General features: G+C 72.6%; 5 protein-coding genes. 3 read left to right on the forward strand and 2 right to left on the reverse strand.

The window, feature by feature from the left end:
• The first annotated feature begins 28 nt into the window (after positions 1-28).
• From ACFYWG_RS11165 to ACFYWG_RS11175, 3 genes are all read left to right on the forward strand, one after another.
• Positions 29-694, forward strand: coding sequence for an HAD family hydrolase (locus ACFYWG_RS11165; RefSeq protein WP_389200802.1), 666 nt, complete (start codon positions 29-31; stop codon positions 692-694).
• Between the two features lie 472 nt (positions 695-1,166).
• Entirely contained in the window at positions 1,167-6,128 is a 4,962-nt protein-coding gene (locus ACFYWG_RS11170; RefSeq protein ID WP_389200804.1) for an NAD-glutamate dehydrogenase, read from the forward strand.
• A gap of 177 nt (positions 6,129-6,305) precedes the next feature.
• Positions 6,306-7,796 (forward strand): hypothetical protein, encoded by a 1,491-nt coding sequence (locus ACFYWG_RS11175; RefSeq protein WP_389200806.1) that lies wholly within the window; start codon positions 6,306-6,308, stop codon positions 7,794-7,796.
• 15 nt (positions 7,797-7,811) lie between these two features.
• Here ACFYWG_RS11175 and ACFYWG_RS11180 read toward each other — a convergent pair whose 3' ends face one another.
• Together ACFYWG_RS11180 and ACFYWG_RS11185 are read right to left on the reverse strand one after the other, a co-directional pair.
• Positions 7,812-9,458 (reverse strand): glycosyltransferase family 2 protein, encoded by a 1,647-nt coding sequence (locus ACFYWG_RS11180; protein WP_389200808.1) that lies wholly within the window; start codon positions 9,456-9,458, stop codon positions 7,812-7,814.
• Positions 9,455-11,650, reverse strand: coding sequence for a CDP-glycerol glycerophosphotransferase family protein (locus ACFYWG_RS11185; RefSeq protein ID WP_389200810.1), 2,196 nt, complete (start codon positions 11,648-11,650; stop codon positions 9,455-9,457). The genes ACFYWG_RS11180 and ACFYWG_RS11185 overlap by 4 nt, the downstream gene beginning before the upstream one ends.
• Between the last annotated feature and the right edge of the window lie 40 nt (positions 11,651-11,690).

Below are 11,690 nucleotides of genomic sequence, written 5' to 3' on the forward strand. Positions count from 1 at the left end.
GTCAGTGGAGGCGGGTACGTTTTGTGACATGGGGACGAAGACGGGCGGGCACATCGTCTGGGACTGGAACGGCACGCTGTTCCACGACATCGACGCGATCATCGGGGCGACGAACGCGGCCTTCGCCGAGCTGGGGCTGGAGCCGCTGACGCTGGAGAAGTACCGGGAGCTGTACTGCGTACCGGTGCCGAAGTTCTACGAGCGGCTGATGGGGCGGCTGCCGACCGAGGCCGAGTGGCTGGTCATGGACGACATCTTCCACCGGTACTACGCGGAGCACCGGGTGGCGTGCGGGCTGACCGTGGGCGCGGCGGAGCTGCTGGCCGGCTGGCGGTCGGCGGGCCGCAGCCAGTCGCTCCTCAGCATGTACGTGCACGAGGAGCTCGTGCCGCTGGTGCGCGGGTTCGGCATCGAAACGCACTTCATACGGGTGGACGGGCGGACCGGGCCGTCGGGCGGCAGCAAGGCCGAGCACATGGTCCGCCATCTGCGCTCGCTCGGCGGCGTGGACCCGGAGCGCACGGTGGTGATCGGGGACGCGGCGGACGACGCGGTGGCCGCACTGCACGTGGGGGCCCGAGCGGTGCTGTACACCGGGGGTTCGCACAGCCGGGCGAGTCTGGAGTCCGTAGGGGTGCCTGTGGTGGACAGCCTGGAGGAGGCCGTCGCGGAGGCGGAGCGGCTGGCCGCCTAGCGAGGAGCCGGGCGCGAGCCTCGGGCCTGCGGAAAGGCACCGCGACTGTGCAGAACGTCAAAGTTCAGGGCCTGCTTTTGTACACATACGGCTCATGACGGGGGCCCGGCAAGGAGCGATAGCCTTGGTGGCGTGATCAGCGCGATAGTTCGCGGGGACGATGTCGTCCCTGCCCTGCGCCCGGAGAGCACGGACGACATCCGTGTCCGGGCGGCGGTCGCTGGTCCTCGCGGGCGGGACGGGGCGTCGAGGACGTCCGGGACGCCGAGCACCACCCGGGTCCGGGCGTCGCACGCGGCAGCGTCACACCGGTGGAGCAGCTCAAGAATGGCTCAGACACCCCCGCACATCTCACCTTGCGGCATACCGTCGGACCAGACCGGATACCCCGTGTCACGACGTGAGGTCGTAAGCGCAGAGGCCGTACTTCCTTCTACGTCACGCAACGGCGCGCGACAGGAGCCAGAGGACAATGCAGACCAAGCTGGACGAAGCCAAGGCCGAGTTGCTCGAAAGGGCCACCCGGGTAGCTGAGAACAGCCCGGTCGGGGGGCACCTACCGACCGGGTCGACGGGCGAGGAGACCCCAGACGCCCCGCACGCCCCGGACCGCGAGTCCCTGCTCACGTTCCTCCAGCGTTACTACCTCCACACGGCCCCGGAGGACCTGACCGACCGCGACCCGGTCGACGTCTTCGGCGCGGCCGTGTCGCACTACCGGCTGGCCGAGAACCGCCCCCAGGGCACGGCCAACGTGCGGGTGCACACGCCCACGGTCGAGGAGAACGGGTGGACCTGCAGCCACTCGGTCGTGGAGGTCGTCACCGACGACATGCCCTTCCTCGTCGACTCCGTCACCAACGAGCTGACCCGGCAGGGCCGCGGGATCCACGTCGTCATCCACCCCCAGTTCGTGGTGCGGCGCGATGTCACCGGCAAGCTGATCGAGGTCCTGCCCACGCCCGCGACCGGTGCCTCGGACCTCCCGCACGACGCGCACGTCGAGTCCTGGATCCACGTCGAGATCGACCGCGAGACCGACCGCGCCGACCTGAAGCAGATCACCGCCGACCTGCTGCGCGTGCTGTCCGACGCCCGTGAGGCCGTCGAGGACTGGGGCAAGATGCGGGACGCGGCGATCCGGCTGGCGGAGGGGCTGCCGGACGAGCCCATCCCCGGCGACCTGCCCGGCCCGCAGGTCGAGGAGGCCCGCGAGCTGCTGCGCTGGCTGGCCGACGACCACTTCACGTTCCTCGGCTACCGCGAGTACCAGCTGCGCGACGACGACTCGCTGGCCGCCGTCCCCGGCACCGGGCTCGGCATACTGCGCGCGGACCCCCAGCACGCCGGCGAGGAGAGCCACCCCGTCAGCCCGTCCTTCGAGCGGCTGCCCGCCGACGCCCGGGCCAAGGCGCGCGAGCACAAGCTGCTCGTGCTGACCAAGGCGAACAGCCGCTCGACCGTCCACCGGCCGTCCTACCTGGACTACATCGGCGTCAAGAAGTTCGACGCCGATGGCAACGTCATCGGCGAGCGCCGGTTCCTCGGACTGTTCTCCTCCGCGGCCTACACCGAGTCCGTGCGCCGCGTGCCGGTCATCCGGCGCAAGGTGGAGGAGGTCCTCAAGCAGGCCGGGTTCTCGCCCAACAGCCACGACGGGCGCGACCTGCTGCAGATCCTGGAGACCTACCCGCGCGACGAGCTGTTCCAGACCCCGGCCGACGAGCTGCGCGCCATCGTCACCTCCGTGCTGTACCTCCAGGAGCGCCGCCGGCTGCGGCTCTACCTGCGCCAGGACGAGTACGGGCGCTACTACTCCGCCCTCGTCTACCTCCCGCGCGACCGCTACACCACGGCCGTGCGCCTGCGGATCATCGAGATCCTCAAGGAGGAGCTCGGCGGCATCAGCGTCGACTTCACGGCGTGGAACACCGAGTCGATCCTGTCCCGGCTGCACTTCGTGGTCCGGGTCCCGCAGGGCACCGAGCTGCAGCACCTGTCCGACGCCGACAAGGAGCGCATCGAGGCCCGCCTGGTGGAGGCCGCCCGCTCCTGGGAGGACGCCTTCGCCGAGGCGCTCAACGCCGAGCTGGGCGAGGAGCACGCGGCCGAGGCCATGCGCCGCTACGCGCACGCCTTCCCCGAGGGCTACAAGGCCGACCACAACCCGCGCGCCGCGGTCGCCGACCTCGTCCACCTGGAGCAGCTGAACGCCGAGGCGGGCGAGGACTTCGCGCTCAGCCTTTACGAGCCGGTGGGCGCCGCCCCCGAGGAGCGGCGCTTCAAGATCTACCGCACGGGCGACGCGATCTCCCTGTCGGCGGTGCTGCCGGTGCTGAACCGGCTCGGCGTCGAGGTCGTCGACGAGCGGCCCTACGAGCTGCGCTGCTCGGACCGCAGCGTCGCCTGGATCTACGACTTCGGCCTGCGCATGCCCCGCGCGCAGAACGGCGGCGGGGACTACCTCGGCGACGACGCCCGCGAGCGGTTCCAGGACGCCTTCGCCGCCACCTGGACCGGCAAGGCCGAGAACGACGGCTTCAACGCGCTCGTGCTCAGTGCCGGGCTGACCTGGCGCCAGGCCGTGGTGCTGCGCGCGTACGCCAAGTACCTGCGCCAGGCCGCGTCGACGTTCAGCCAGGACTACATGGAGGACACCCTCCGCAACAACGTCCACACCACGCGGCTGCTCGTCTCGCTGTTCGAGGCGCGGATGTCGCCGGACCGGCAGCGGGCGGGCCACGAGATCGTGGACGCGCTGCTGGAGGAGGTCGACGCCGCGCTCGACCAGGTCGCCAGCCTCGACGAGGACCGGATCCTCAGGTCCTTCCTCACGGTCATCAAGGCGACCCTGCGGACCAACTTCTTCCAGGAGGCCGAGGGCGGCGAGCCGCACGACTACGTCTCCATGAAGTTCGACCCGCAGGCCATCCCCGACCTGCCGGCGCCGCGCCCCGCGTTCGAGATCTGGGTGTACTCGCCGCGCGTCGAGGGCGTCCACCTGCGCTTCGGCAAGGTCGCCCGCGGCGGTCTGCGCTGGTCCGACCGGCGTGAGGACTTCCGCACGGAGATCCTCGGCCTGGTCAAGGCGCAGATGGTCAAGAACACCGTCATCGTGCCGGTCGGCGCCAAGGGCGGCTTCGTCGCCAAGCAGCTGCCCGACCCGAGCGTGGACCGCGACGCGTGGATGGCCGAGGGCATCGCCAGCTACAGGACGTTCATCTCGGCGCTGCTCGACATCACCGACAACATGGTGGCCGGCGAGGTCGTCCCGCCCGCCGACGTCGTCCGGCACGACGAGGACGACACCTACCTCGTCGTCGCCGCCGACAAGGGCACCGCGACCTTCTCCGACATCGCCAACGAGGTCGCCCAGACGTACAACTTCTGGCTCGGCGACGCCTTCGCCTCCGGCGGCTCCGCCGGCTACGACCACAAGGGCATGGGCATCACCGCCCGCGGCGCCTGGGAGTCCGTCAAGCGCCACTTCCGGGAGCTGGGCGTCGACACCCAGAGCCAGGACTTCACGGTCGTCGGCATCGGCGACATGTCCGGTGACGTGTTCGGCAACGGCATGCTGCTCTCCGAGCACATCCGGCTGGTGGCCGCCTTCGACCACCGGCACATCTTCCTCGACCCGAACCCGGACGCGGCCACCTCCTACGCCGAGCGCCGCCGCCTGTTCGAGCTGCCCCGCTCCAGCTGGGAGGACTACAACACCGAGCTGCTGTCGCCGGGCGGCGGCGTCTTCCCGCGCACGGCCAAGGCGATCCCGGTCAACGCGCAGATCCGCGAGGCCCTCGGCATCGAGGCCAAGGTCGCCAAGCTGACCCCGGCCGACCTGATGAAGGCGATCCTCCAGGCCCCGGTGGACCTGCTGTGGAACGGCGGCATCGGCACGTACGTGAAGTCCTCGGCCGAGTCCAACGCGGACGTCGGGGACAAGGCCAACGACGCCATCCGCGTCGACGGCCAGGACCTGCGCGTCAAGGTCGTCGGCGAGGGCGGCAACCTGGGCCTGACCCAGCTCGGCCGGATCGAGTTCGCGCTGCAGGGCGGCCGGATCAACACCGACGCCATCGACAACAGCGCGGGCGTGGACACCTCCGACCACGAGGTGAACATCAAGATCCTGCTCAACGGCCTGGTCGCCGAAGGGGACATGACCGTCAAGCAGCGCAACAAGCTGCTCGCCGACATGACCGACGAGGTCGGCCGGCTGGTCCTGCGCAACAACTACGCGCAGAACACGGCGATCGCCAACGCCCTGGCCCAGTCCGGCGCCATGCTCCACGCCCAGCAGCGCTTCATGAAGCACCTGGTGCGCGAGGGGCACCTCGACCGGGCGCTGGAGTTCCTGCCCACCGACCGGCAGATCCGCGAGCGGCTCGCCCAGGGGCAGGGCCTGACGGGGCCGGAGACGGCCGTGCTGATGGCCTACACCAAGATCACGGTCGCCGAGGAGCTGCTGCACACCTCGCTGCCGGACGACCCGTACCTCAGCACGCTGCTGCACGCGTACTTCCCGAAGGAGCTGCGCGAGCAGTTCCCGGAGCACCTGGTCAGCCACCCGCTGCGCCGTGAGATCACCACGACGGTCCTGGTGAACGACACGGTCAACACGGGCGGCACGACCTACCTGCACCGGCTGCGCGAGGAGACCGGCGCGTCGCTGGAGGAGATCGTGCGGGCGCAGACCGCGGCCCGGGCCATCTTCCGCCAGTACCCGGTGTGGGACGCGGTCGAGTCCCTCGACAACAAGGTCGAGGCCGAGGTCCAGACCCGCATCCGGCTGCACTCGCGGCGCCTGGTGGAGCGCGGCACGCGCTGGCTGCTCAACAACCGCCCGCAGCCGCTCCAGCTCGCCGACACGGTCGACTTCTTCGCCGACCGCGTCGAGCAGGTCTGGGGCCAGCTGCCGAAGCTGCTGCGCGGCGCCGACCTGGAGTGGTACCAGAAGATCTACGACGAGCTGACCGGCGCGGGCGTGCCGGAGGACCTGGCCACGCGCGTGGCGGGCTTCTCCTCCGCCTTCCCGACGCTGGACATCGTCTCGGTCGCGGACCGCATGGGCCGGGAGCCGATGGACGTCGCCGAGGTCTACTACGACCTCGCCGACCGGCTGCGCATCACCCAGCTGATGGACCGCATCATCGAGCTGCCCCGCGCCGACCGCTGGCAGTCCATGGCCCGCGCGGCGATCCGCGAGGACCTGTACGCGGCGCACGCGGCACTGACCGCCGACGTCCTGGCGGTCGGTGACGGCGGCTCCACGCCCGAGCAGCGCTACAAGGCGTGGGAGCAGAAGAACGCGGCGATCCTCGGCCGTGCCCGCAGCACACTGGAGGAGATCCAGGGTTCCGACGCGTTCGACCTCGCCAACCTGTCGGTGGCGATGCGCACGATGAGGACGCTGCTGCGCACGCACTCCTAGCGCACACAGCACACCGCGCACCGAGCGCCCCGGGCCGCGACCGGCCCGGGGCGTTCCGCTGTCCGCGCCGCCTCCGGGCGGGTCGAGTGGAGGACTCACCGGATCGGGCCGAGGCTGGGGGCGTGACCGTCGACGCGTACCGGAAGCGGGCCCCCGCCCCTCCCGGCACCCCGCCCCATGCGCGCCCCGCCTAGACCGGCCGCGCCCGCCCCGCCCGGACCGGTCGTGCTCGCCGTGGGGGCCGCCGCCGCGCTCGTGGTGCTGCTGCTGGTCCTGGTGGTCCTGCGGCTGCCCTGGGCGGGCGACCTCGGGATGCACGCGGCCACGGTCCAGCGTCTGCGGCACAGCCTGGTCGCCCCCGGCGATCCGCTCGTCGACGCGGACGTGCCGAGCCCCTACTACTCGCCGTGGATGCTCGTCCTCGGCTGCGTGGCCCGGGTGAGCGACCTGTCGGTGTTCGTGGTGCTGCGCCTCGGGGCGTTCGCCGCGCTCGGGCTGCTGCTGACTGGGGTGTGGCGGTACGTGCGCACCCTGAGCGGCCATCGCGCCGCGCCCGCCCTGGCCCTGCTGAGCCTGCTGCTGCTGTGGGGCACGGCCCTCTTCAGCTGGAGCGGCTTCCACGGGCTCAACTCGCTGGCGCTGACGGTGTCGTACCCGAGCGTGTTCACCCTGGGGCTCGCCTTCCACCTGTGGGCGTGGCTGGGGCGGGCGGCGCGCGGTGACGCGGGGCTCGGCGGGTGGCTCGGGCTCGGGGTGCTGTGGGCGGTGATCCTGCTGTGCCACCAGTTCGTGGGCGTGGTGGCGTCGCTGGGGGCGGTGGCCACGGTGGTCGCCGCCCGGCCCGGGCGCCGCGCGTGGCTGCGGCTCGGCGCGGGAGCCGCGGCCGGGCTCGGGGTGCTGCTGCTGTGGCCGTACTACGACTTCTTCGCGCTGCTCGGCTCGGAGGCCGGGCTGGAGGCGGTGCACCGGCCGTTGTACGACGACCTGCCGGGGCGGTACTGGCTGGTGCTGCTCGGGGTGGTGGCGCTCGGGGCGCGGTGGCGGCGGGACCACTGGGACCCGCTGGTGCTGTTCTTCGCCCTGGGGCTCGCCGTCGTGGCGGCGGGCGGACTGAGCGGGCACTACTCCTGGGGGCGGGCGCTGCCCGCGGCCCTGATCCCCGCTCAGCTCGCCGCCGCGCTGGAGACGGTGGAGGCCGGGCGGCGCGCGCTGCGGGCCGGGTGGGCGTGCGTGCTGGGCGCGGCGCTGGCGCTCGGCGCGTGGACGCAGGCCGGGACGCTCGGCTACGTCGTCGATCCGCGGGACCTGCCGGCGGCCGTCGCCGAGAAGCACCGGCGGCCCTGGCCGGGCTACCACTGGCTGACGCCGTGGGTGCGGTACGGGGACGTGGTGATGGCCCGCCCGGGCCGGCCGGCCCGGCAGATCCCGGCCTACGGGGCGTACACGGTCGCCCCCGGCTACCCCGACTTCTTCCTGCCCGACGAGGCGGCGCGGGAGCGGGCCGTTCGGCGCTGGTTCGCCCCGGGGACGCCGGAGCGGGAGCGCGCGGAGATCCTGCGGACGTACGAGGTGCGGTGGGTCGTGGCGGGGCCGGACGCCCACCACCCCGACCTGAGGGAGGTGACCCGGGGCCCGGAGGGACAGGTGCTCTACCGGGTGCTGAGGTGAGCAGGGGTCTCCGTGCTACTTCAGGGCGCTCGCGATCAGGCGGGCCGCCCGTTTCACCCTCGGCCGGGCCACTCTGCGCACGGCCGGCCGGATCAGCTTCGCCGTCACCCCGGTCGGCTCCCAGCGCACCTGGAGCCGGCCCGGGCCGTGGCCCTCCGGTTCGACCGTCAGCACGTGGGACGCCACGCGGGTCGTCAGCGTGGGGAAGCGGAGCGGGGCGAGGAGGAGGCCGGTGTTGGTCAGGCCCTGGTGGTGGAGGCGGAGCAGGGGGTGACGCACCCCCGCGAAGCCCTGCAGCGGGAGGGAGGCCGCCGCCAGGTCGAGGTGGACGCGGCCCTCGAAGACGCCCGGCCGGACCGGGGACAGCCGGAAGGGGACGCTGAGGCGGCGGCCGCCCGGGGCGATGAGCAGGGTCGCGCGCTGCGGTCCGACCGGCAGGCGCAGCACCGGATCGTAGGTGCGGATCGCCAGGTCGATCGAGGCGCCCGGCCCCCTGGTGATCTCCGTGATCTCGTGGCGGAACTGCGCCCCGGTGAACGGCCGGGTCTCCAGCTCCAGGTCGCTCACGTCCAGTTCGCGCCGGGCCCACTCCGTCGCGGGCACCTCCTCGCCCCAGTAGGTGCGGCCCTCGGCGTCCGTCGTGACGTGCCGGGGGGCGACCCCGTGGCCCAGGCCCCGGGACGCCAGCCGGGCGTCGGCCGTCCGTCCGTCCCGGACGAGCTGGAGGACCACCCGCTCGGGGCGCGGAAGGCGGGCGTAGGCGCCCGGCGCGAGCGTGTCGAGGTAGGGCGTGACGAGGTCGCGGAAGGACGCGAGCCAGGCGTCGTCCCGGTAGGGCAGGTCGCCGGCGTACATGCGGAAGTCGTGCTTGAGGAACTTGTGGTCCTTGGCCTCCCGCAGCAACTCGTGCCCGCTCTCGGCCAGGAACGCGTCGATGAGGTGCTGGACGTGGATGCGGTCGCGGACGTTGGCGAGCTTGTGCCGCTGGTTGGATATGGAGGCCGCCTCGGACGCCGCGAAGGGCGCCACGTACCAGCGGTAGACCGGCTCCGGGACGACGGTGAAGCTCTTGGCCAGGCAGTACGCCTGCGCCGAGAACAGCTGGTCCTCGTAGTGGATGCCCTCGGGGAAGCGCAGGCCGTGCCGGTCGAGGAAGGACCGGGCGTACATCTTGCTGGTCGACAGGTGCTCGAAGAACAGCCGCGGGTCGGATTCGATGCCGTCCAGGGTGCGCCGCTCGGCGACCAGGTGGGGCATCCACGTCGAGCGGCGGCCGTTGTCCACGCGGATCCGCTCCACCGTGCCCATGGCGAAGTCGATCTCGCGTTCGCGGTGCGCCGCGAGCAGCGTCGCGACGGCGTCGGGGGGCAGCTCGTCGTCGCTGTCGAGGAACATCACGTACGGGGCGCGTGCGATGTCCAGGGCGCGGTTGCGCGGAGCGCTGCAGCCGCCGCTGTTGCGCTCCAGGCGCAGGTAGCGGATCCGGGGGTCGCGGGCCTGGAGCCGGCGCGCCACGAACGGGGTTTCGTCGGTCGAGTGGTCGTCACTGATGACGATCTCGAGGTCGGCGTGGGTCTGCCGGCGCACCGAGTCGACGGCGCGCGTGAGCCGCTCGGCGTCGTTGTGGACGATGACCGTCACGGTGACGTCGGGGGTGCTCATGCGGTCGCCTCCTGCGGGCTCGGGGCCGGGGTGCGCTCCTCGACCGGCAGCACGGGCGGCAGCTCCCGCTCGTCCTGGCCGATGAAGACCCGGCGCACGACGCGTTCGGCGGCGCGTCCGTCGTCGTACTCGCAGAACCGGCGCCGGAAGACGGCCCGGGTCTTGGCCGCGTTCTCGTCGCGCCATGCGTCGCCGGCCAGGATGTCCGTCAGCTCGCGCTGGGTGCGCGCCACCGGGCCGGGGGCCTCGGCCATCAGGTCGAAGTAGACGCCGCGGGTGGTGCGGTAGGTCTCCCAGTCGTCGGCGTACACGACGATCGGCCGGTCGAGGTTGGCGTAGTCGAACATGATCGACGAGTAGTCCGTGACCAGGACGTCCGCCGCCAGGCACAGGTCCTCCACCGGGTCGTAGGAGGAGACGTCGATGATGCGGCCCGTGCGGCGCAGGTTGGTCAGGGGGGAGGCGGCGCCGCCGTAGAAGTAGTGGCCGCGCACGAGAAGGACCGTGTCCTCGCCGAGGCGGTCCGCGAGGGCCGCGAGGTCCAGCCGGGGCGTCCAGCCGGCCTCGTAGTCGCGGTGCGTGGGCGCGTACAGGACCGCCCGGCGGCCCGGGGCGATGCCGAGGAGGTCGCGCACCGCGCGGATCTCGGCGGCGCCCGCGGTGTAGTAGACGTCGTTGCGCGGATAGCCGTGGTCCAGCGAGACGTAGCGCGCGGGGTAGGCCCGCTCCCACATGCGGGTGGTGTGGCTGTTGGCGGAGACGCTGTAGTCCCACTTGTCGATGCGTTCCAGCAGCGCCTTGAAGTCCAGGCCCTGCGCGGCGGCCGGGAAGGCCATCTGGTCCAGGCCCATGCGCTTGAGCGGGGTGCCGTGATGGGTCTGGACGTGGATCGCGTCGGGCCGCTTGACCACCGCGTTGGGGAAGTTGACGTTGTTGACCAGGTACCTGGCGCTCGCCAGCACCTCCCAGTAGCGGCGGGTGCCGGGCACGACGTGGTCGGTGCCGGGCGGGAGGAGGGCCGCGTTCTCGGCGGTCACCACCCACACCGGGTGGATGCGCGGGGCGAGTTCGGCGAGCTTGGCGGCGATCGCGGCGGGATTGCAGGCCACGCCGCGGTTCCAGTAGGCCGCGAACACCGCCAGGTTCGGGTCGACCGGGCGGCCGAGCGCCCTGCGGTACTGGTGGTCCCGCAGCAGGGCGCCGGCCTGGCGCCTGCGGGTGCGTACGGCCGACCTGGCCGTGCGGCGGGTGCGGTTGACGGTCTGGAAGGCCCGGTACCTGGTGTACGCGCCCTCCTCCAGCAGGGAGCGGCGCACGCCCTCCAGGCCGCCGGGGCGGCGGTGGTCCTCGGGCCGGCGGCGCACGGCGGCCAGGGACGCCCGGCGGAAGAACTCCCGCGCGACCTCCTCGTCCATGCCGCCGCGCGCGAAGGTGCGCAGGCAGTCGCGGACCATGACGTCGTACAGCACCGTGTGCGCGGCGCGGCGGTCCCGGGCGAGGTCGAGGAGGGACTCGTAGCGGGCGACGAGGCCGTAGCGCTGCTCGGGCGTGGGCGGGGGCAGGCCCGCGGGGCGCAGCCTGCGGTCCTCGTAGGCGACGTGCGGCAGGCACGCGACGCGGCCGGCCAGCAGCAGGGCGGCCAGGGCGGCGTACGGCTCGTCGTCGGTGGCGAAGTGCCGCCCGTGCTCCCGGTGGAACGCCGTGCGCAGCACCCGCGTGCCGAGCAGCGGGGTCAGCCGCAGCAGGGGAGCGCAGTCGTCGAGGGTCACGTCGGCGCGGCCGGCCCGGGCGAGCAGGGGGCCGTCCGGGGAGGGCAGGCCGGAGGTGTGCCAGGTGCTGCGCAGATGGTCCAGGAGCAGGACGTCGACCTCGTCGGGGAGCTCGGCGACCCGCTCGGCGACGGTGCGCGGGGTGCCGGCGGGCAGGCCGTCCTTGGCGTGGACGAAGTGCAGCCAGCGGCCGGAGGCCCGGGCCGCGCCCGCCGCCCGGGCCGCCGCGTCGCCGGTGCCGTCCGGGAGCGGCACGACCTGCACGTCGGGGGTGTGCCGCTCGGCCGTCTCGCGGGCCCAGTCGCCCACCGCGGCCACGATCAGCTCGGCGTCCGGCAGGGGGTGGGCGGCGAGCGAGTCGAGCAGCTCCGTCAGGTGGCCCTGCACGTTCGGCCCGTGCACGACGATGCTGAGCTCGGCCATCACCTGACCCCCTTCTCACCGGACACGCCGTACTCGGTCA

This window comes from Streptomyces sp. NPDC003456, assembly GCF_042878735.1.
GTDB lineage: Bacteria > Actinomycetota > Actinomycetes > Streptomycetales > Streptomycetaceae > Streptomyces.

Coding starts and splice junctions, on each gene's coding strand:
- ACFYWG_RS11165 (WP_389200802.1), top strand. CDS start 29: ATGGGGACGAAGACGGGCGGGCACATCGTCTGGGACTGGAACGGCACG.
- ACFYWG_RS11185 (WP_389200810.1), bottom strand. CDS start 11,650: ATGGCCGAGCTCAGCATCGTCGTGCACGGGCCGAACGTGCAGGGCCAC.
- ACFYWG_RS11170 (WP_389200804.1), top strand. CDS start 1,167: ATGCAGACCAAGCTGGACGAAGCCAAGGCCGAGTTGCTCGAAAGGGCC.
- ACFYWG_RS11180 (WP_389200808.1), bottom strand. CDS start 9,458: ATGAGCACCCCCGACGTCACCGTGACGGTCATCGTCCACAACGACGCC.
- ACFYWG_RS11175 (WP_389200806.1), top strand. CDS start 6,306: ATGCGCGCCCCGCCTAGACCGGCCGCGCCCGCCCCGCCCGGACCGGTC.